General features: G+C 61.1%; 18 protein-coding genes. 10 read left to right on the top strand and 8 right to left on the bottom strand.

Going from position 1 to position 18,316, the window contains the following annotated elements:
• Nucleotides 1-73 precede the first annotated feature (73 nt).
• The 3 genes from minE to minC all read right to left on the bottom strand — a co-directional run bounded on the left by minE (nucleotide 74) and on the right by minC (nucleotide 2,085).
• Nucleotides 74-328, bottom strand: coding sequence for a cell division topological specificity factor MinE (minE, locus tag M5C71_RS22685; RefSeq protein ID WP_007898843.1), 255 nt, complete (start codon nucleotides 326-328; stop codon nucleotides 74-76).
• A gap of 3 nt (nucleotides 329-331) precedes the next feature.
• On the bottom strand, nucleotides 332-1,144 hold the full coding sequence (minD, locus tag M5C71_RS22680; RefSeq protein ID WP_100940886.1) for a septum site-determining protein MinD: 813 nt from the start codon (nucleotides 1,142-1,144) through the stop codon (nucleotides 332-334).
• Nucleotides 1,145-1,347: 203 nt separating this feature from the next.
• On the bottom strand, nucleotides 1,348-2,085 hold the full coding sequence (gene minC / locus M5C71_RS22675; RefSeq protein WP_103498749.1) for a septum site-determining protein MinC: 738 nt from the start codon (nucleotides 2,083-2,085) through the stop codon (nucleotides 1,348-1,350).
• A 121-nt stretch (nucleotides 2,086-2,206) separates the two neighbouring features.
• Between minC and M5C71_RS22670 the strand changes: the two genes are divergently transcribed.
• Nucleotides 2,207-3,139 (top strand): lipid A biosynthesis lauroyl acyltransferase, encoded by a 933-nt coding sequence (locus M5C71_RS22670; RefSeq protein WP_152737193.1) that lies wholly within the window; start codon nucleotides 2,207-2,209, stop codon nucleotides 3,137-3,139.
• A gap of 70 nt (nucleotides 3,140-3,209) precedes the next feature.
• Complete coding sequence (locus tag M5C71_RS22665; RefSeq protein WP_103498751.1) at nucleotides 3,210-4,388, top strand: patatin-like phospholipase family protein; 1,179 nt, start codon at nucleotides 3,210-3,212, stop codon at nucleotides 4,386-4,388.
• Nucleotides 4,389-4,544: 156 nt separating this feature from the next.
• On the opposite strand, the gene M5C71_RS22660 is transcribed toward M5C71_RS22665, so the two are convergent.
• The 3 genes from M5C71_RS22660 to M5C71_RS22650 form a co-directional block, all read right to left on the bottom strand.
• Nucleotides 4,545-5,354, bottom strand: coding sequence for a Cof-type HAD-IIB family hydrolase (locus tag M5C71_RS22660; RefSeq protein ID WP_248768754.1), 810 nt, complete (start codon nucleotides 5,352-5,354; stop codon nucleotides 4,545-4,547).
• A gap of 63 nt (nucleotides 5,355-5,417) precedes the next feature.
• Nucleotides 5,418-6,206, bottom strand: coding sequence for a VacJ family lipoprotein (locus M5C71_RS22655; RefSeq protein WP_248768753.1), 789 nt, complete (start codon nucleotides 6,204-6,206; stop codon nucleotides 5,418-5,420).
• On the bottom strand, nucleotides 6,199-7,497 hold the full coding sequence (locus tag M5C71_RS22650) for a serine/threonine protein kinase (protein ID WP_248768752.1): 1,299 nt from the start codon (nucleotides 7,495-7,497) through the stop codon (nucleotides 6,199-6,201). Before M5C71_RS22650 ends, M5C71_RS22655 begins: the two co-directional genes overlap by 8 nt.
• A gap of 236 nt (nucleotides 7,498-7,733) precedes the next feature.
• On the opposite strand from M5C71_RS22650, the gene M5C71_RS22645 reads away from it, so the two are divergent.
• On the top strand, nucleotides 7,734-8,093 hold the full coding sequence (locus M5C71_RS22645; RefSeq protein ID WP_103498755.1) for a hypothetical protein: 360 nt from the start codon (nucleotides 7,734-7,736) through the stop codon (nucleotides 8,091-8,093).
• A 134-nt stretch (nucleotides 8,094-8,227) separates the two neighbouring features.
• Here M5C71_RS22645 and M5C71_RS22640 read toward each other — a convergent pair whose 3' ends face one another.
• The gene (locus M5C71_RS22640) at nucleotides 8,228-9,778 is read right to left on the bottom strand and encodes a beta (1-6) glucans synthase (RefSeq protein WP_103498756.1); all 1,551 of its coding nucleotides are present in this window, start codon (nucleotides 9,776-9,778) and stop codon (nucleotides 8,228-8,230) included.
• Between the two features lie 330 nt (nucleotides 9,779-10,108).
• Between M5C71_RS22640 and M5C71_RS22635 the strand changes: the two genes are divergently transcribed.
• The 3 genes from M5C71_RS22635 to M5C71_RS22625 all read left to right on the top strand — a co-directional run bounded on the left by M5C71_RS22635 (nucleotide 10,109) and on the right by M5C71_RS22625 (nucleotide 13,149).
• Nucleotides 10,109-10,957 (top strand): glycine betaine ABC transporter substrate-binding protein, encoded by an 849-nt coding sequence (locus tag M5C71_RS22635; RefSeq protein ID WP_152737186.1) that lies wholly within the window; start codon nucleotides 10,109-10,111, stop codon nucleotides 10,955-10,957.
• A gap of 225 nt (nucleotides 10,958-11,182) precedes the next feature.
• Nucleotides 11,183-11,494, top strand: coding sequence for a DUF485 domain-containing protein (locus M5C71_RS22630; protein WP_103498758.1), 312 nt, complete (start codon nucleotides 11,183-11,185; stop codon nucleotides 11,492-11,494).
• Complete coding sequence (locus tag M5C71_RS22625) at nucleotides 11,491-13,149, top strand: cation acetate symporter (protein WP_103498759.1); 1,659 nt, start codon at nucleotides 11,491-11,493, stop codon at nucleotides 13,147-13,149. Before M5C71_RS22630 ends, M5C71_RS22625 begins: the two co-directional genes overlap by 4 nt.
• Before the next feature lie 192 nt (nucleotides 13,150-13,341).
• Here the strand turns inward: M5C71_RS22625 and gltA are convergent, their stop codons facing one another.
• The gene (gene gltA, locus M5C71_RS22620) at nucleotides 13,342-14,631 is read right to left on the bottom strand and encodes a citrate synthase (protein ID WP_103498760.1); all 1,290 of its coding nucleotides are present in this window, start codon (nucleotides 14,629-14,631) and stop codon (nucleotides 13,342-13,344) included.
• 363 nt (nucleotides 14,632-14,994) lie between these two features.
• Here gltA and sdhC point away from each other — a divergent pair, with 363 nt between their 5' ends.
• Genes sdhC through M5C71_RS22600 form a run of 4 tightly spaced genes read left to right on the top strand, consistent with a single transcriptional unit; the run spans nucleotide 14,995 to nucleotide 18,224 of the window.
• Complete coding sequence (sdhC, locus tag M5C71_RS22615) at nucleotides 14,995-15,369, top strand: succinate dehydrogenase, cytochrome b556 subunit (RefSeq protein WP_103498761.1); 375 nt, start codon at nucleotides 14,995-14,997, stop codon at nucleotides 15,367-15,369.
• Entirely contained in the window at nucleotides 15,363-15,731 is a 369-nt protein-coding gene (sdhD, locus tag M5C71_RS22610) for a succinate dehydrogenase, hydrophobic membrane anchor protein (protein ID WP_103498762.1), read from the top strand. Before sdhC ends, sdhD begins: the two co-directional genes overlap by 7 nt.
• A 3-nt stretch (nucleotides 15,732-15,734) precedes the next feature.
• The gene (gene sdhA / locus M5C71_RS22605) at nucleotides 15,735-17,507 is read left to right on the top strand and encodes a succinate dehydrogenase flavoprotein subunit (RefSeq protein ID WP_100940872.1); all 1,773 of its coding nucleotides are present in this window, start codon (nucleotides 15,735-15,737) and stop codon (nucleotides 17,505-17,507) included.
• 12 nt (nucleotides 17,508-17,519) lie between these two features.
• Nucleotides 17,520-18,224 carry a succinate dehydrogenase iron-sulfur subunit gene (locus tag M5C71_RS22600; protein ID WP_100940979.1) on the top strand — a complete coding sequence of 235 codons (705 nt, stop codon included), beginning with the start codon at nucleotides 17,520-17,522 and terminating at the stop codon, nucleotides 18,222-18,224.
• Nucleotides 18,225-18,316 lie beyond the last annotated feature (92 nt).

Genomic DNA, 18,316 nt, shown 5'->3' with positions numbered 1-18,316 from the left:
GACGTCCATCGCGAGCAAGCTCGCTCCTACAGAAAGGCCAGGTCCCGGGCCGCCGTGGCTCCGGCCGGATCGATCAACGATCGGGCAGGGTGATATTGAGTTCCAGGATCGAGCAGCTGCCCTGGTTTTCCAGCGCCACGTGCACGTCGTCGGACCCGATATTGACGTACTTGCGGATGACCTCCACCAGTTCCTTCTGCAAGGCCGGCAGGTAATCCGGGGTGCTGCGTTGGCCGCGTTCGTGCGCCACGATGATCTGCAGACGCTCTTTCGCGACCGACGCGGTGCTTACTTTTTTGCTGGCACGAAAGAAGTCAAAAAGGTTCATTGCTTAGTTGCCTCCAAACAGGCGCTCGAAGAGTCCTTTCTTCTTCACATCGAGGAAGCGATGTTCCACGGTCTTGCCCAGCAGGCGGTCGACCGCGTCGCTGTAGGCCTGGCCCGCATCGCTCTGGTCGTCGAGAATCACCGGCACGCCCTGGTTGGAGGCCTTGAGCACCGCCTGGGATTCGGGGATCACGCCCAGCAGGGTCACCGCGAGGATGTCCTTGACGTCTTCGACGCCGAGCATCTCGCCGTTGCTGACGCGCTCGGGGTTGTAGCGGGTCAGCAGCAGGTGTTCCTTGATCGGCTCTTCGTTGTTCTCGGCGCGGCGCGATTTGCTCGCCAGCAGGCCGAGCATGCGGTCGGAGTCACGCACCGAGGACACTTCGGGGTTGGTCACGACGATGGCTTCGTCGGCGAAGTACATGGCCAGGTGGGCACCGGTCTCGATACCGGCCGGGGAGTCGCAGACGACGAACTCGAAATCCTCCTTGAGGGCCATCAGGACCTTTTCCACGCCTTCCTTGGTCAGCGCGTCCTTGTCCCGGGTCTGGCTGGCGGCCAGCACGTAGAGGTTTTCCAGGCGCTTGTCCTTGATCAGGGCTTGCTGCAGGTTGGCTTCGCCCTGGACGACGTTGACGAAGTCATACACCACGCGACGCTCGCAGCCCATGATCAGGTCGAGGTTACGCAGGCCGACGTCGAAGTCGACGATCACTGTCTTGTGGCCCCGCAGCGCGAGGCCGGTACCGATGGCGGCGCTGGTGGTGGTCTTACCCACACCACCCTTGCCGGATGTAACCACGAGAATCTTGGCCAAGGTGTATCACCCCTAAAGGAAAAAAGGACTTTCAGCCCCTGAAGAACGTCACTAAAAAATAACTGTAGTCGTGTAGCGTCGGTTGGAAATCGAGGAAAAGTCTGAAGAGCCTCGGGTTATTCTTACCTTTCGCGATTTCCCACACCGTTCGAGCTGTTTTCGCTACGAGAAGGTGACATTTTGGAAATGGCGGCAAGTATCCGTTAAAGCCGGATGATGTTCAACACGTCGCCCGACAAGCTGACCTGAACAGCGGTGCCCCACAAGGGATCGCGGCGCAAATCCTCGGAAACCTTGTACTGGCCGGCGATGGAGATCAGTTCGGCACTCAGTTGCTGGCAGAAAATCCGCGCCTTGGTATCGCCCTTGATGCCGGCCAGGGCGCGACCGCGCATGGGGCCATAAACATGGATGTTGCCATCGGCGAGAAGTTCCGCGCCGGGGCTGACGGAAGAGATCACCACCAGGTCGCCGCCCTGGGCGTAGACCTGCTGGCCGCCGCGTACCGGCGAGGTGATGATCTTCGTCGGTTTGATGGTCGGCTCGGGTGGCTTTTCCGGTTTTTTCTTTTCCAGGCCTTCAGTCGGGTCGACCGGCCGTTCGCGGGCGCCGGACGGCGGCAGCACCGGCAGGTCAATGGCAATCGCGGCGGCAATGTCTTCGATGCGGTTGGCGCGGATCGCCAGGGTGCGCAGGCCATGCTGGCGGCAGACGCGCATCAGCCCGGGCAGGTCGATGGGGCCCTGGCCGTCCGGCAGTTTGTCCAGCGCCAGCACCAGTGGGGTATTGCTGAAGAAGTTCGGGGCCTGGGCGACCTTGGCCGCCAGTTGCCGATCGAGGGCGTCGAGGTTGTTCTGCGCCAGCTCCAGCACCGTGATGGCGAGCATACTGCCCTTCAGCTGGAACACGGGATCCTGGTCTAGCAGTTCGGTTTGGCTCATGGTCGGGATAACGCAGCTTGTCACTAAAAGTGCCGAGACTTATAACGAGAACGCCCTCGGGCCGCAAGCCGCCGCGAACCGTTGTAGAATGCGCGGCCTTGTTGTCTGTCCGGAATCACCCATGGATCGCCCGCGTTTTCGAGCTGCTTTTCTTCATCCCCGCTACTGGCTGCTATGGCTGGGGTTGGGCTTGCTGTGGCTGATTGTCCAGTTGCCCTATGGGCTCCTGTTGTGGCTGGGACGTTTTCTCGGGGCGGTGATGTATCGGGTGTCCGCCGACCGACGGACCATTGCCGCGCGTAATCTGCAATTGTGTTTTCCGGCGTTGTCCGACGCCGAGCGCGACCAACTGCTGCGGAAAAATCTCGCGTCCACCGGGATCGCCTTTTTCGAAATGGCCATGAGCTGGTGGTGGTCCAAGCCGCGCCTGGCACGGCTGGCTCATATCGAAGGCCTCGAACATCTGCAGAACGCTCAGCGTGAGGGCAAGGGCGTGATCCTGATGGCCCTGCATTTCACCACCCTGGAGATCGGCGCGGCCTTGCTCGGCCAGCGCCATACCATCGACGGCATGTACCGCGAGCACAGCAATGCGCTGTTCGATTTTATCCAGCGCCGTGGCCGTGAGCGGCACAACCTCGATTCCCTGGCGGTCGAGCGCGACGATGTGCGCGGCATGCTCAAGTTGCTGCGCGCCGGTCGGGCGATCTGGTATGCGCCGGACCAGGACTACGGGATCAAGCAGAGTGTGTTCGTGCCGCTGTTCGGTATCCAGGCGGCCACCGTCACCGCCACCAGCAAGTTCGCCCGCCTGGGCAAGGCGCTGGTGGTGCCGTTCACCCAGCAGCGCCTGGCCGACGGCAGTGGTTATCGGCTGGTGATTCATCCGCCGCTGACGGACTTCCCAGGGGAAACCGAAGAGGCTGACTGCCTGCGGATCAATCAATGGGTCGAGGTGGCGCTGCGCGAATGCCCGGAGCAGTACCTCTGGGCCCATCGCCGTTTCAAGAGCCGGCCGCCGGGGGAGCCCAAACTCTATCCAAAACGCCGATAAAACCATCCGGGTGTTGCGGCGGGGGGCAGGCGTGGTGTATCAGGATGTTACTGATTAATGGAGTGTCGCGATGAGCCCAGCTGAACCGGTCACCGGCCTGATTCTCTCTGGAGGGGGCGCGCGCGCGGCCTATCAGGTGGGGGTGCTGGCGGCGATTGCCGAGCTCTTGCCCGAGGGGGCGCCTAATCCCTTTCCGGTGATCGTCGGCACTTCGGCCGGGGCGATCAATGCGGTCAGCCTGGCCAGCGGGGCGATGGATTTCACCGCCTCGATCGAGCGCCTGACCGCGTTCTGGCAAGGGTTTCGCAGCCATCTGGTGCTGCGTAGCGATTGGCCGGGTGTGATACGCCAGGCCAGCCGCTTTGTCGGTCACAGCCTGCTGGGCATGGGCGCGCAAGTACCGGTGGCGTTGCTCGACAGTTCGCCCTTGCGCGACCTGCTCAATGACAAACTGCACCTGCCGGGTATCGACCACGCCATCGAGCAACAGCAGTTGCACGCCGTGGCGGTGACCGCGTTTGGTTATGAGTCCGGCCAGGCGGTGACCTTTTATCAGGGCAAGGGCGCTATCGACTCCTGGTTGCGCCATCGCCGGGTTGGCGTGCCGACCCGGCTGACGGTGGAGCACTTGCTGGCGAGTTCGGCGATCCCGCTGCTGTTTGCCCCGGTCAAGCTGGACCAGGAGTACTTCGGTGACGGTGCGGTGCGTCAGTCGGCGCCCATCAGTCCGGCGCTGCATCTGGGGGCGACCCGGGTGTTGGTGGTGGGGGTCAGTGGCAACCCGCGGGGTGTCGACACGGCCACCGAGCGGACGTATAGCGGACAGCAACCGAGCCTGGCGCAGATTGGCGGGCATATGCTCAACAGTACGTTTATCGACAGCCTGGAAAGCGATATCGAGTTGCTGCAGCGCTTGAATCAGTTCAGTCGGATGTTGCCGACACAACCGCGCAGCCTGGGCCTGGCGCCGGTGGATGTGCTGGTGATCGCACCGAGCCAGCCGATCGATGAAATCGCCGCGCGCCATCGCCATGAGCTGCCGGCGGCATTGCGCTTTTTCCTGCGCGGGCCGGGGGCGACCCGGACCAGCGGTGCCGGGGTGCTGAGCTACCTGCTGTTCGAGGCGTCTTATTGCAGCGAGTTGATCGAGCTGGGGCGTCGTGATGCGCTGGCCAAGCGCGATGAGCTGTGCCGGTTCCTCGGGTTGCCGCAGGTTTCGCTGGTGGCGCAGACGGCATCGGCGCTGTAGGCCCCAGACCTGCTTCGAGGCCAGTCAGTCTTATGTCGATCTTGAAAGCACCGTGGAGTTTGTAGGAGCAGGGCTTGCCCGCGAAGGGGCCCGTAAGACCGCCAAAGGCTTCGCTGGCAAGCCATGCTCCTACAGGGACTGTGTACAGTCTGTTGATTAAGCTGTCAGCAGGTTCGCCGCCAGATAACGGGCCACTGATTCCTCGCTGCAACTGCCCAGGGTTTCATGCCCGGGCAGGGCCTGGAACACCTTGGCGTGAGCTGTGCCCATCACCAGCCCCTTGCCGATGCTCGAGAGCATTTCCACGTCGTTCATCCCGTCGCCAAATGCGATGCACTGGCTCAGCGGCACTTGCAGGAAGTCCGCGAGTTTCTTCAGGGCACTGCCCTTGGACACGCTGCTGGCCATCATTTCCAGGCAGAAGGGCGAGGAAAAGGTGCTGTGCACCTGATCGCCCACCAGGCGCTTGAGCTGTTCATCCAGGATCGCCAGGGCTTCATGGTCCTTGTCCTTGTGGATAAAGAAGACTTTCTCCACCGCCTCGATGGGGAACTCATCGCCAGTCACTACCGTGGGAGGAAAGCCTTCGTTCTGCATGAATCTCTTCAGCAACTGGCTATCGGCATTGGTGAACCATTGGGACTGGCCATACAGGTTGGTCACCAGGTTCGGGTCTTGCCGGGTGGCATCCAGCAGCGCTCGCACCGCCTGCGGCGACAGATGCTCGCTGGCGTCCAGGGTCTTGCAGGCACTGCTGACCCGTGCGCCGTTGGCGGTGATCAGGTGAACCTTCAGGTTGTAGGGCCGCAGGATCGCCTCGACATCGGGCTGGCTGCGCCCGGTGGCGATAACCACATGCTTGCCGGCCTCCAACAGGCGCTTGAGCACCCCATGGGAATAGTCGCCGATGCGGTCATCCGGTAGCAGCAGGGTGCCGTCCAGGTCAGTTGCGATCAGGTGGTACATGCTTATGTCCTTGTCAGGCCTGTGGGTCTTTAATATCCCGAACAGGCCCTGCAAGGTCCGGGTTTATTCAGCAATCTGCAACTTGCGCGCCTCGGTGTAGACGTAGCGGACTTTCTCGTATTCGAACGGCGAGTTCAACTGACCATAACGGAAGCTGGTGGTGTAGCGCTTGTCGATGGCCTCCAGCAGATAGATCTCCGGGTGGTCGGAACTGACCTGGGAAACGTTGAGGAAGTTGATCTGTGATTCGGCGGCGAAGTCGAACACCAGCCCCGTGGTATCGCGCAGGTTCGACGGCCCGAAGAACGGCAGCACCAGGTACGCCCCGCCCGGTACACCATAGAAGCCCAGGGTCTGGCCGAAGTCTTCGGTCTGGCGTGGCAGGCCCATCTTGGTCGCCGGGTCCCACAGGCCGGCGACGCCGATGGTGGTGTTGAGCAGCAGGCGCCCGGTGGTTTCCAGCGCGCGCTTACCCTTGAACTGGAACAGGCTGTTGAGCAGGTTGGAAACGTCCCCCAGGTTACTGAAGAAGTGGCTCACCCCCTCGCGCAGGAAGGTCGGCGTGACATAGCGGTAGCCATCGACCGCCGGCAGGAACACCCACTCGTCGAAGCGGTAGTTGAAGTGATAGACGTGGCGGTTCCAGGACTCCAACGGGTCGTAGACGCTCAGGGCGTTGAGGGTCGAACGTTCGAACTCACGCTGGTCCAGGCCCGGGTTGAACTTGAGCTTGGTCAATGGCTCGGTGAAACCGTCCGAGTCATGTATCACGGGATCGTGGGCCTTGCTGTTGTCGGCCAGGGCAGGGGTTGCGCAGAGCAGGGCTGCGATCAACAAAAGAGATTTAGCCACGGAAGAACTCCAGCATGGCGTCGGCGTTGACGCGGTAATTGAGGTTGCCGCAGTGGCCGCCATGGGGGTAGACCGTCAGACGATTGCCAAAGGTGCTGCGCAGGAAACCCAGGTCGCCAGGGCCGAGGATGACGTCGTCGGCGTTGTGCATCACGGCGATTTTCGGGCTGTCGTGCAGGTAGTCCTTGAGGGCGTAGAGGCTGACCTGGTCGATCAGTTGCAGCAGGCTGCCGCCGTCGCTGCGGGCGCGCCACATAGGGATCACCTGTTCGGTCAGGTAGCAGTCGAAATCACACTGCAGGGCGCGCTTGAACATCGGCGTGAGGCTGGTGCCTTCGCTGATCGGGTACCTGGGCGGCGTGATCAGGCCGCGGCGGTTGATCAGGTCCGAGGTAAAGGCGATGTCCGCCGCCGAAAAGCGGAAGGTGGTGCCGATCAACATGGCCATCTGTTCATTGGTCAGGTGTTGCTTGGAATGCTGGAAGTCGTAGACCAGGGCGTCGTTGAGGTCGATGTAGCCCTTCTGCTGGAAGTAGCGGGTCAGCTTGCCCAGCACCAGCTCATAGAAGGTGGTGGTGTTCTTGATGCCCTTGACCTCGGTCTGGACCAGCTTGTCGAGGTTGGTGACCGAGGTGTAGAGGTTGACCGGCGGGTTGAGCAGCAGGACTTTCTTGAAGTTGAAGCTGCGCCGGGTTTCATCCAGCTTGCTGACAAAGGCGGCATCCAGGGCGCCGAGGCTGTAGCCGGTGAGGTAGTACTCGGTCACCGGCAGTTTCGGTTGTTGGGCGCGTACCGCCTGCATGACCCGGTACATGTCCTCGGCGTCTTCCTGGCTGATACCGGGGGTGGCGAAGCGCGAGGCGGCACTCATGAAGTCGAAGCTGGTGGGCGATGACAGCTGTACGACGTGGTAGCCGGCCTGGTAATAGAGCTTTTTCAGGTACTCGTTGATGCTGCTGTCATAACGTGCGCCGGTGCCGGAGATCAGGAAGATCAGCGGTGCCGGGTGATCCTGCTGGGCCAGGCGGTAGGTGAGTTTCTTCACCGCCCAGAAATTGTCCGGAAGGATGAAGTCGCGCTCGGGGCGCAACTTGAGGCTGTAGTCGGCCTGGTGGATGCTGTCGTCGTCGGGCAGTTTCGGCCGCAGCGCCGGTGGCGTGGTGGCGATGGTCGCTTCGAACGGGTTGGTCAGCGGGTAGCCATAACTGGCGGCGTCGACATCGACTGCCAGGGCGGACGCACTCAAGATGAGACCGCCGATAAAGGCAGCGAGGCGCAGAGAACGGAGCATGACTACATCCCTTTGAAGGAAAGCACTGAATGAGGTTCGCAGGCTATGACCATCGGGGTACTGCCGAAGTGCCATGTCCCGACGCTAAAAAAGCATTTTAGATGGGGGGGCGACGGGTAATTGCCTGGCAACGATACACTTTGCCGCAGTTTGCCGAACAGTTATATGTGGTGAGCGCTTGCATAGGTGGTTCTGGCGATTATGCTGGGCGCCGTTTTCGCTTATCGGAGTTGTCCATGTCTCGCCGTTTGCCGCTGGTTCTGCTGCTTATTGTCCTGCCGTTGTGGCTGGCTGCCAGTTATGGCGTGCGTTATGGATTGATGGAGGACGGGCAGTGGGTCGGGCTGTGCCTGGACGAGGCGTCGCGCTGGCAGTGCCAGGCGCGCTCCAACCTGGGCTGGTTGATCCACTTCAAGGCGCTGGGCTGGACGGCGTTGGTCGCGGCGCTATTGGCTTTTGTCGCGCCGGGGCGTTTGGGGCGGGCCTTGGCGGTATTGGCGCTGCTGGCCGGGTTTCCGGCGCTGGCGTTGTACAACACCAGTCTGGCGGTGTTTGCGCTGGTGATCGCGGGGTTGCGGTTGGTGCGGGCGGCTTGAGATAACGGTGGAGCTTACGGACGCTTTTGTGGGAGCGGTGCTTGCCCGCGAAGAGGACCTTGATACCGCTAAAAGCTTCGCGGGCAAGCACCGCTCCCACAAGTTATGCGTAATATTGCGCTCCTGCGGTGTTGTTATTGACGAACCCGCACACTGCGCCACAGCGCAGCCACCATTAGCACGCTGACCAGCGCCCAGCCCCAGGCCTGCTGGTTGGCCAGGCCTTCACGGTACAGCTGCGGGGCAATACCGGCGCCGATTATCAAAGCCAGCAGCCCCATCTCCCGACGCGGGCCGCGCACCGGACGTACCAGGAACACCAGCGCCGGCAACAGCAAGGCCGCGCTCGGGAAGCTGCGGTAGCGTGGATCGAATACCAACTCCAGCATCATCACCGCTGCTGCAAAGCCCGCGCCTGCCAGCAGCCAGCCGGCGCGTTGCTCCAGGGATTTGAACAGGCCGGCGCGCCAGCCGGCCTGGCTACCCAGGGTCAGTGCCGCATGGGCCAGCACCAGCAGGTTCAACAGTACCAGCAGGCCGGCCCAGACCCACTCGCTGGTAAACCGGCTGGTGACCCACGCCAATTCGCCCCAGGCACCTATGGAGCAACCTGCCAGCGCCCCCAGCAGCGGCAACAACAGCGCCGCCCGGGTATTGCGCACTCGCCCGGCCAGCAGCAAGGTACCGAGGAATATCACCCCACCGAAGCCCAACCACAGCGGCCATTGCGGCAGGTTCGAAACTGGCCCGGCCAACACGCCCTTGTCCTGGCGGTCGGCATCGAACAGCCCCCAGTAACCGCCGACCGCACCTTCGCTGCCGCGTTTCCACGGTTGGTCGAAGGCCTCGATCAGGTTGTAGTGCCAGCCGTTCTGCTCGGCCAGGGTGACAAAACCGCGAATGAACTTGGCTTCGTTGACCCGGCTCGGCAGGGCGGTTTCGCGCTGGCGGCCTTCGCTCGGCCAGCCGGTTTCACCGATCAGGATGTCCTTGGGGGCGAACCGCTTGCCGAATACCTCGCGGACCTGGGCGACATGTTCGATCGCGCGGTCGATCCCGGCAGGGTCATCTTCCCAGTACGGCAGCAGGTGAATGGTCAGGAAGTCCACGGCCGGGGCGACCTGCGGATGCTTGAGCCAGAATTCCCAGACGTCGGCATAGGTCACCGGCTGCTTCACGTTGGCCTTGACCTTGTGGATCAGCTTGACCAGTTGGTCGCCGGTGACTTCCTTGCGCAGCAGGGTTTCGTTGCCGACGATCACCGCGCTGACCACATCGGCGTTGGCGTTGGCCGAGGCGATCAGGGCATCGACTTCCTTCTCGGTGTCCACCGGGTTGCTGTTGACCCAGGCGCCGATCATCATTTTCAGGCCATGTTTGCGCGCCAGGTCCGGCAAGGCTTCGAGGCCGGTCATGGAATAGGTGCGGATGCACTCGAAGCGGGTGGCCAGCAGCGCCAGGTCGGCATCCATGCGTTCGACACGAGGCTTGAACGGCTGGTCGAACGGCGATTGGTCCTTGGCGAACGGCGTATAGGAGGCGCATTGCAGCTTGTGGGTCGGGGTCGCCGCATCGGGCAGGATCACCGGCTGGCCGAGGCCATACCAGAAGCCGCAAAGTGCAAGAAGTCCGAGCAGGCTGGCGAACAACAACGGGAGGAGCGGGAAACGGGCAGTGGCGGACATGGTCGGGCCGTATGGGAACAAAGCCGCGCATATTACCCGGATTTCCACCGGCCTTGGGCCTGTGCAGTATTTTGTCATGCAAAGTTCGAGCGCAATAAATGAGGGGATTTCTTGGGTCCCCGATTGCTGGCGTTCTGATGTCGTTTCTCGTTGCCTTGAGGTCGCTGTCAGAGCAGGTCGATGGGCGAGGCGGGTTGATGATCAGGGCGTCAGAACTCCGCTGATGATCGGACGGGTTCAAGGGTGAGGCGTGATGGGGGCGCCATGCACTATAACAATACGTTGACGTCGCCCGGCAGTCGTCGGGTGCAGCATTTCGGGGAAGTAACGATGAAGATGCGACGACTCTTAGGCGCAGGTGCCGCTCTGGTACTGGCGATCAGTTCCAACCTGGCCGGTGCGGCGGCCAAGGAAGTATCCATCGGTTATGTCGATGGTTGGTCGGACAGCGTGGCCACTACCAACGTGGCGGCCGAGGTCATCCGGCAGAAACTGGGTTATGACGTCAAGCTGCAAGCCGTCGCGACCGGGATCATGTGGGAAGGGGTTGCTACCGGCAAGCTCGATGCCATGCTCTCGGCCTGGTTGCCCGTGACCCACGGCGAGTACTGGGCCAAGAACAAGGACAAGGTGGTCGACTACGGCCCCAACTTCAAGGACGCCAAGATCGGCCTGATCGTGCCGGAGTACGTCACGGCCAAGTCCATCGCCGACCTGAAGACTGACACCACCTACAAGAACAAGATCGTCGGCATCGACGCCGGTTCAGGTGTGATGCTCAAGACCGACCAGGCCATCAAGGACTACGGTCTGGACTACAAGCTGCAAGCCAGCTCGGGGGCGGGGATGATCGCCGAACTGACCCGTGCCGAGAAGAAGAACGAGTCCATTGTCGTCACCGGCTGGGTGCCGCACTGGATGTTCGCCAAGTGGAAACTGCGCTTCCTGGACGATCCGAAGGGCGTCTATGGCGCCGCTGAAACCGTGAACAGCATCGGCAGCTTGAAGCTGGAAGCCAAGGCGCCGGAAGTGGCGGCGTTCCTGAAGAAGTTCCAGTGGGCCTCCAAGGATGAGATCGGCGAAGTCATGCTGGCGATCCAGGACGGCGCCAAGCCGGAAGCCGCGGCCAAGGACTGGGTCGCCAAGCACCCGGACCGCGTAGCCGAGTGGACCCAGTAACCCACCTGCCCGCGTAGTACCCCGAAAAGGCCGCATGATATTCCGTCATGCGGCCTTTTTGCGTCTGGGTGTCTGTCATCACCGCCTACACTGAGTCAGAGCGTCTTCGCCTGAAAACTGGCGAAACCGTAATGTCGTTCTAATACTAAGGTCGTCTGGTTTCGCTTCCCCAGCCGCCTAAAGTGAAAAAGGTTTCATCTCATCTGTGCTGCGAGGATAAAAACAATGAACGACAGCATTTACCTCTCGATTCAAAACAGCCCCCGCTTCAAGGAGCTGGTCAGGAAACGGGAACGCTTCGCCTGGACACTGTCGGCGATCATGCTCGGACTTTACTCGGGTTTCATTCTGTTGATCGCCTATGGGCCACAGATCCTGGGCGCTAAACTCAGTCCCGGCTCTTCCATCACCTGGGGCATCCCGTTGGGTGTCGGACTGATCGTTTCGGCGTTCGTCCTGACGGCCATCTATGTGCGTCGCGCCAATGGCGAGTTCGACGACCTGAACAACGCGATTCTCAAGGAGGCCCAACAATGATCCGGCGTCTATTGGCAGTATTGGCCGGCTCGGCCTTCGCGCCCCTGGTCCTGGCGGCTGACGCCCTGACCGGCGAAGTGCACAAGCAACCTCTCAATGTGGCGGCCATCGCGATGTTCGTGGTGTTCGTCGGCGCCACCCTGTGCATCACCTACTGGGCCTCCAAGCGCAACAAGTCGGCTGCCGACTACTACGCGGCGGGCGGCAAGATCACCGGTTTGCAGAATGGCCTGGCGATTGCCGGCGACTATATGTCGGCGGCGTCCTTCCTGGGGATTTCCGCGCTGGTCTATGCCTCGGGTTATGACGGCCTGATCTACTCCATCGGCTTCCTGGTGGGCTGGCCGATCATCCTGTTCCTGATCGCCGAGCGCCTGCGCAACCTGGGCAAGTACACCTTTGCCGATGTGGCGTCCTACCGCCTGGGGCAAACCCAGATCCGTTCGCTGTCGGCCTGCGGTTCGCTGGTGGTGGTGTCCTTCTACCTGATCGCCCAGATGGTCGGTGCCGGCAAGCTGATCCAGTTGCTGTTCGGCCTGGACTACTACGTGGCGGTGATCCTGGTGGGGATCCTGATGTGCCTCTATGTGCTGTTCGGCGGCATGCTGGCCACCACCTGGGTGCAGATCATCAAGGCGGTGCTGTTGCTGTCCGGTGCCTCGTTCATGGCGCTGATGGTGATGAAGCACGTCAACTTCGACTTCAACATGCTGTTTTCCGAAGCGATCAAGGTTCACCCCAAGGGTGAGGCGATCATGAGCCCCGGCGGCCTGGTGAAGGATCCGGTCTCGGCCTTCTCGCTGGGCCTGGCGCTGATGTTCGGTACTGCCGGGCTGCCCCACATCCTGATGCGGTTCTTCACCGTGAGTGATGCGAAGGAAGCGCGCAAGAGCGTGTTGTACGCCACCGGGTTCATCGGCTACTTCTATATCCTGACCTTTATCATCGGTTTTGGCGCGATCCTGCTGGTCAGCACCAATCCGGCGTTCAAGGATGCGGCGGGCGCGCTGCTCGGTGGCAACAACATGGCGGCGGTGCACCTGGCCAACGCGGTGGGTGGCAACATCTTCCTCGGCTTTATCTCGGCCGTGGCCTTTGCCACCATCCTCGCGGTGGTGGCCGGTCTGACCCTGGCCGGTGCCTCGGCGGTGTCCCATGACCTGTATGCCAGCGTGATCAAGAAGGGCAAGGCCAACGAAAAGGATGAGATCCGCGTCTCGAAGATCACCACCATCGCCCTTGGCGTGCTGGCGATCGGCCTGGGCATCCTGTTCGAAAGCCAGAACATCGCGTTCATGGTCGGCCTGGCGTTCTCGATTGCCGCCAGTTGCAACTTCCCGGTGCTGCTGCTTTCCATGTACTGGAAGAAGCTGACCACCCGTGGCGCGATGATCGGCGGCTGGATGGGCCTGGTCAGTGCGGTAGGGCTGATGATCCTCGGCCCGACCATCTGGGTGCAGATCATGCATCACGAGAAGGCGATCTTCCCGTATGAGTACCCGGCGCTGTTCTCGATGGCCATTGCATTCGTCGGGATCTGGTTCTTCTCCATTACCGACAAGTCGGTGGCGGCGGAGAAGGAACGGGCGCTGTTCTTCCCGCAGTTCGTGCGTTCGCAGACCGGTCTGGGGGCGAGTGGGGCGGTTTCCCACTAAGGGTTGTATAGGCTTCTCTATATAAGCTGTGTTGCAACGAAATGCCCTGGTCGAGAGATCGGGGCATTTTTGTTGGCTGTCTCGGTCATTGTAGGAGCAGCCGGCATTGGGCAACCGGATGTCCACAAACAGAAACGGCCTCTATCAAGAGGCCGTTTCCGGTGCAGCTAAGGTGTCAGCGCGAGGCAAACCTTACTTGCGGTCTTCCAGCTTGGTGATGTCACGCGACTCGTAGCCGGTGTACAGCTGGCGCGGACGGCCAATCTTGTACGGGCTGGAGAGCATTTCCTTCCAGTGGGAGATCCAGCCCACGGTCCGCGCCAGGGCGAAGATCACGGTGAACATGCTGGTTGGAATGCCGATCGCCTTGAGGATGATCCCCGAGTAGAAGTCGACGTTCGGGTACAGCGAACGCTCGATGAAGTACGGGTCGGTCAGGGCGATCTCTTCGAGACGCATGGCCAGTTCCAGCTGCGGATCGTTGTTGATGCCCAGCTCTTTCAGGACTTCGTCGCAGGTCTGCTTCATCACGGTGGCGCGTGGGTCGCGGTTCTTGTAGACCCGGTGACCGAAGCCCATCAGCTTGAACGGATCGTTCTTGTCCTTGGCCTTGGCGATGAACTTGTCGATGTTCGAGACATCGCCGATTTCATCGAGCATGGTCAGGACCGCTTCGTTCGCGCCGCCGTGGGCAGGGCCCCAGAGTGCGGCGATACCGGCGGCGATACAGGCGAACGGGTTGGCACCCGAAGAGCCCGCCAGGCGCACGGTGGAGGTCGAAGCATTCTGCTCGTGGTCGGCATGGAGGATGAAGATCCGGTCCATGGCCTTGGCGAGCACCGGGCTGATCGGTTTGATCTCGCACGGGGTGTTGAACATCATGTGCAGGAAGTTTTCCGCATACGACAGGTCGTTGCGCGGGTACATCATGGGTTGACCCATGGAGTACTTGTACACCATCGCGGCCAGGGTCGGCATCTTGGCGACCAGGCGAATGGCGGAAATCTCGCGGTGCTGGGCGTTATTGATGTCCAGCGAGTCGTGGTAGAAGGCCGACAGGGCGCCAACCACGCCGCACATCACGGCCATCGGGTGGGCGTCGCGACGGAAACCGTTGAAGAAGGTCTTCAACTGCTCGTGCACCATGGTGTGATTCTTCACGGTGCTGACGAACTGGGCCTTCTGCTCGACTGTCGGCAGTTCGCCGTTGAGCAGCAGGTAGCAGGTTTCCAGGTAGTCGGATTTCTCGGCGAGTTGCTCGATCGGGTAGCCGCGGTGCAGCAGGATGCCGTTATCGCCGTCGATATAGGTGATCTTCGACTCGCAGGAAGCGGTCGACATGAAGCCAGGGTCGAATGTGAACCGGCCCGTGGCCGTCAGGCCCCGCACGTCGATTACATCGGGACCAACGGTGCCGGTTAAAATGGGCAGCTCGACGGGGGCTGCGCCCTCGATGATCAACTGCGCTTTTTTGTCAGCCATGTGGCCTCCTATTTATGCTTGAAATCATCAGACAGGCCCCCCACGCAGGGCCCGCACCACTATAGTGAGATAAATTCGAATGTCAATTTGCCAAAAGTCTTGTCGTAGGCGGCTTTGGGCGGACCTTTTCCTCGAAATTGACGGCTATTTACGCCTTTTATCCGGCTAACGCAATGCGCTATTAGGGGTAGTCCTTTGCGTTGTCATTAGTAGCCTAACTGTCTATACTCGGCACCCGACCGCCAGGGGCTTTTGGGCCTGTTTTACTGGGGGTCGTCACTCCCTGGGTGGTGGGTACCTGACCAGTGCACTTGCCCAACAACTTTGCCCTGATCGTTAGGGCTCATCAGTGAAAAAAAAGCCGTGAAAAGCCAACGACCTGTAAACCTAGACCTAAGGACCATCAAACTCCCCATAACCGGCGTTACGTCGTTTCTTCACCGTGTATCCGGCATCATTCTCTTCCTGGGCCTTGGCTTCATGCTGTATGCATTGGGCAAATCCCTGGGTTCGGAGGAAGGTTTCGCCGAGGTGAAGGCGTGCTTGACCAGCCCGCTGGCCAAGTTCATTGGATGGGGGCTTCTGTCCGCCTTGCTGTATCACATGGTGGCTGGTGTGCGCCATCTGATCATGGATATGGGCATCGGTGAAACGCTGGAAGGCGGCAAACTGGGCTCTAAAATCGTCATCGCCATTTCCGTGGTGCTGATCGTTCTGGCGGGAGTTTGGATATGGTAACCAGCGTTACGAACCTATCGCGTTCGGGCCTCTACGACTGGATGGCGCAGCGCGTATCTGCTGTCGTTCTCGCGGCTTACTTCATCTTCCTGATCGGATACGTCGTTGCGAATCCGGGCCTGGGCTACGCCCAGTGGCACGGGCTGTTCGCCCACAACGGGATGCGCATCTTCAGTCTGTTGGCCCTGGTGGCCCTGGGCGCTCACGCCTGGGTCGGCATGTGGACCATTTCGACCGACTACCTGACGCCGATGGCGCTGGGCAAGTCCGCGACAGCAGTGCGTTTCCTTTTCCAGGCAGTATGCGGCGTTGCGATGTTCGCCTACTTCGTCTGGGGTGTGCAGATTCTCTGGGGTATCTGATTCATGGCTAACATTCCAACGATTTCTTTCGACGCCATCATCATTGGCGGCGGCGGTGCGGGCATGCGTGCCGCGCTGCAACTGGCCCAGGGTGGTCACAAGACGGCCGTGATCACCAAGGTGTTCCCGACCCGTTCGCACACCGTATCGGCCCAGGGTGGCATCACCTGCGCCATCGCGTCCGCCGACCCGAACGATGACTGGCGCTGGCACATGTACGATACCGTCAAGGGTTCCGACTATATCGGTGACCAGGACGCTATCGAATACATGTGTCAGGAAGGCCCGGCTGCCGTTTACGAGCTGGACCACATGGGCATGCCGTTCTCGCGTACCGAGCAGGGTCGTATCTACCAGCGTCCATTCGGCGGTCAGTCGAAGGATTACGGTAAGGGCGGTCAGGCCGCACGGACTTGCGCCGCTTCCGACCGTACCGGTCACGCGCTGCTGCACACCCTTTATCAGGGCAACCTGAAAGCCGGGACCGTGTTCCTGAACGAGTACTACGCTGTCGATCTGGTGAAGAACCAGGACGGCGCGTTTGTCGGTGTGATCGCGATCTGCATCGAAACCGGCGAAACCAGCTACATCCGCGCCAAGGCCACCGTCCTGGCCACCGGCGGTGCCGGTCGTATCTACTCGTCCACCACCAATGCCCTGATCAACACCGGTGACGGCGTCGGCATGGCCCTGCGTGCTGGCGTGCCGGTACAAGATATCGAAATGTGGCAGTTCCACCCGACCGGCATCGCCGGCGCCGGTGTACTGGTCACCGAAGGTTGCCGCGGTGAAGGCGGTTACCTGATCAACAAGCACGGCGAGCGTTTCATGGAGCGTTATGCTCCGAACGCGAAAGACCTGGCCGGTCGTGACGTGGTAGCACGTTCGATGGTCAAGGAAATCATCGCCGGCAACGGCTGTGGCCCGAATGGCGACCACGTGCTGCTCAAGCTCGACCACCTCGGCGAGGAAGTGCTGCACAGCCGCCTGCCAGGTATCTGCGAACTGTCCAAGACCTTCGCCCACGTCGACCCGGTCGTTGCCCCGGTTCCGGTCGTTCCAACCTGCCACTACATGATGGGCGGCGTTGCCACCAACATCCATGGCCAGGCGATCACCCAGGACGCCGAAGGCGTCGACACCATCATCCCGGGCCTGTTCGCGGTCGGTGAAGTGGCGTGCGTATCGGTTCACGGTGCCAACCGCCTGGGCGGCAACTCGCTGCTCGACCTGGTGGTCTTCGGCCGTGCGGCCGGCCTGCACCTGGAAAAAGCCCTGACCGACGGTATCGACTACGACGACGCCACCGACGCCAACATCACGGCGGCACTGGCACGTCTGTCCGCTCTGAACGAGCGTACCGACGGTGAAGACGTGGCGACTCTGCGTCGCGAGCTGCAAAGCTGCATGCAGAACTACTTCGGTGTATTCCGTACCGGCGAATACATGCAGAAGGGCATCGCCCAGTTGGCTGACCTGCGCACTCGTATTGCCAACGTCAAGATCAACGACAAGTCCCAGGCCTTCAACACCGCGCGTATCGAAGCCCTCGAGCTGCAAAACCTGCTGGAAGTGGCCGAAGCCACGGCGATTGCCGCTGAGCATCGCAAAGAGTCCCGCGGCGCCCACGCCCGTGAAGACTTTGAAGAGCGCGACGACGAAAACTGGCTGTGCCATACCCTGTTCTTCCCGGGTGAGAAGCGTGTGACCAAGCGTGCCGTTAACTTCTCGCCGAAGACCGTTCCGACTTTCGAACCAAAAGTCCGGACTTACTAAAGGGTGATCGATATGTTGCAAGTCGAAGTTTATCGTTACAACCCTGACACCGACGCCGCGCCGAAAACCCAGGTTTTCCAGGTCGACACCGGTGGCAAGGACTTGATGGTGCTGGACGTACTGGCCCTGATCAAGGAACAGGACGAAGGTTTCTCCTATCGTCGCTCGTGCCGTGAAGGCGTGTGCGGTTCCGACGGCATGAATATCAACGGCAAGAACGGCCTGGCGTGCATCACACCGCTGTCCGCCGTGGTCAAGGGCAACAAGCTGGTGGTGCGTCCGCTGCCTGGTTTGCCGGTGATCCGTGACTTGGTCGTCGATATGAGCATCTTCTACAAGCAATACGAGAAGGTGAAGCCATTCCTGCAGAACGACACGCCGGCTCCGGCCATCGAACGTCTGCAGACGCCGGAAGAGCGCGAGAAGCTGGACGGTCTGTACGAGTGCATCCTGTGCGCTTGCTGCTCGACTTCCTGCCCGTCCTTCTGGTGGAACCCCGACAAGTTCCTGGGCCCGGCCGCCCTGCTGCAAGCGTACCGCTTCCTGGCAGACAGCCGCGACACCAAGACCACCGAGCGTCTGGCTTCGCTGGATGACCCGTTCAGCGTATTCCGCTGCCGCGGGATCATGAACTGCGTCAACGTCTGTCCGAAAGGCCTGAATCCGACCAAGGCCATCGGTCACATCCGTAACATGTTGCTGCAAAGCGGCGTGTGATTCAGCGGCTGTAACCTGGCTGTTGTAAAACGGCAGTTGTAAATAGTGGCACCGCTGTAACCGTAGAAAGGCCAGGGCGCGGGCTTCAACCC

This window comes from Pseudomonas sp. MWU12-2345 (assembly GCF_023242385.1).
In the GTDB taxonomy this organism is placed as follows: domain Bacteria; phylum Pseudomonadota; class Gammaproteobacteria; order Pseudomonadales; family Pseudomonadaceae; genus Aquipseudomonas; species Aquipseudomonas gingeri_D.
Note: the sequence above shows the minus strand (reverse complement) of the source record. Positions and strands in the feature narration are given on the sequence as shown.

Excerpts from the sequence above, each read along its gene's own strand:
- M5C71_RS22630 (WP_103498758.1), top strand. The coding sequence starts at position 11,183 with ATGAACGACAGCATTTACCTCTCGATTCAAAACAGCCCCCGCTTCAAG.
- M5C71_RS22645 (WP_103498755.1), top strand. The coding sequence starts at position 7,734 with ATGTCTCGCCGTTTGCCGCTGGTTCTGCTGCTTATTGTCCTGCCGTTG.
- sdhD (WP_103498762.1), top strand. The coding sequence starts at position 15,363 with ATGGTAACCAGCGTTACGAACCTATCGCGTTCGGGCCTCTACGACTGG.
- M5C71_RS22640 (WP_103498756.1), bottom strand. The coding sequence starts at position 9,778 with ATGTCCGCCACTGCCCGTTTCCCGCTCCTCCCGTTGTTGTTCGCCAGC.
- M5C71_RS22600 (WP_100940979.1), top strand. The coding sequence starts at position 17,520 with ATGTTGCAAGTCGAAGTTTATCGTTACAACCCTGACACCGACGCCGCG.
- M5C71_RS22660 (WP_248768754.1), bottom strand. The coding sequence starts at position 5,354 with ATGTACCACCTGATCGCAACTGACCTGGACGGCACCCTGCTGCTACCG.
- M5C71_RS22635 (WP_152737186.1), top strand. The coding sequence starts at position 10,109 with ATGAAGATGCGACGACTCTTAGGCGCAGGTGCCGCTCTGGTACTGGCG.
- gltA (WP_103498760.1), bottom strand. The coding sequence starts at position 14,631 with ATGGCTGACAAAAAAGCGCAGTTGATCATCGAGGGCGCAGCCCCCGTC.
- minE (WP_007898843.1), bottom strand. The coding sequence starts at position 328 with ATGAACCTTTTTGACTTCTTTCGTGCCAGCAAAAAAGTAAGCACCGCG.
- sdhA (WP_100940872.1), top strand. The coding sequence starts at position 15,735 with ATGGCTAACATTCCAACGATTTCTTTCGACGCCATCATCATTGGCGGC.
- M5C71_RS22625 (WP_103498759.1), top strand. The coding sequence starts at position 11,491 with ATGATCCGGCGTCTATTGGCAGTATTGGCCGGCTCGGCCTTCGCGCCC.
- minC (WP_103498749.1), bottom strand. The coding sequence starts at position 2,085 with ATGAGCCAAACCGAACTGCTAGACCAGGATCCCGTGTTCCAGCTGAAG.
- M5C71_RS22650 (WP_248768752.1), bottom strand. The coding sequence starts at position 7,497 with ATGCTCCGTTCTCTGCGCCTCGCTGCCTTTATCGGCGGTCTCATCTTG.
- M5C71_RS22665 (WP_103498751.1), top strand. The coding sequence starts at position 3,210 with ATGAGCCCAGCTGAACCGGTCACCGGCCTGATTCTCTCTGGAGGGGGC.
- M5C71_RS22670 (WP_152737193.1), top strand. The coding sequence starts at position 2,207 with ATGGATCGCCCGCGTTTTCGAGCTGCTTTTCTTCATCCCCGCTACTGG.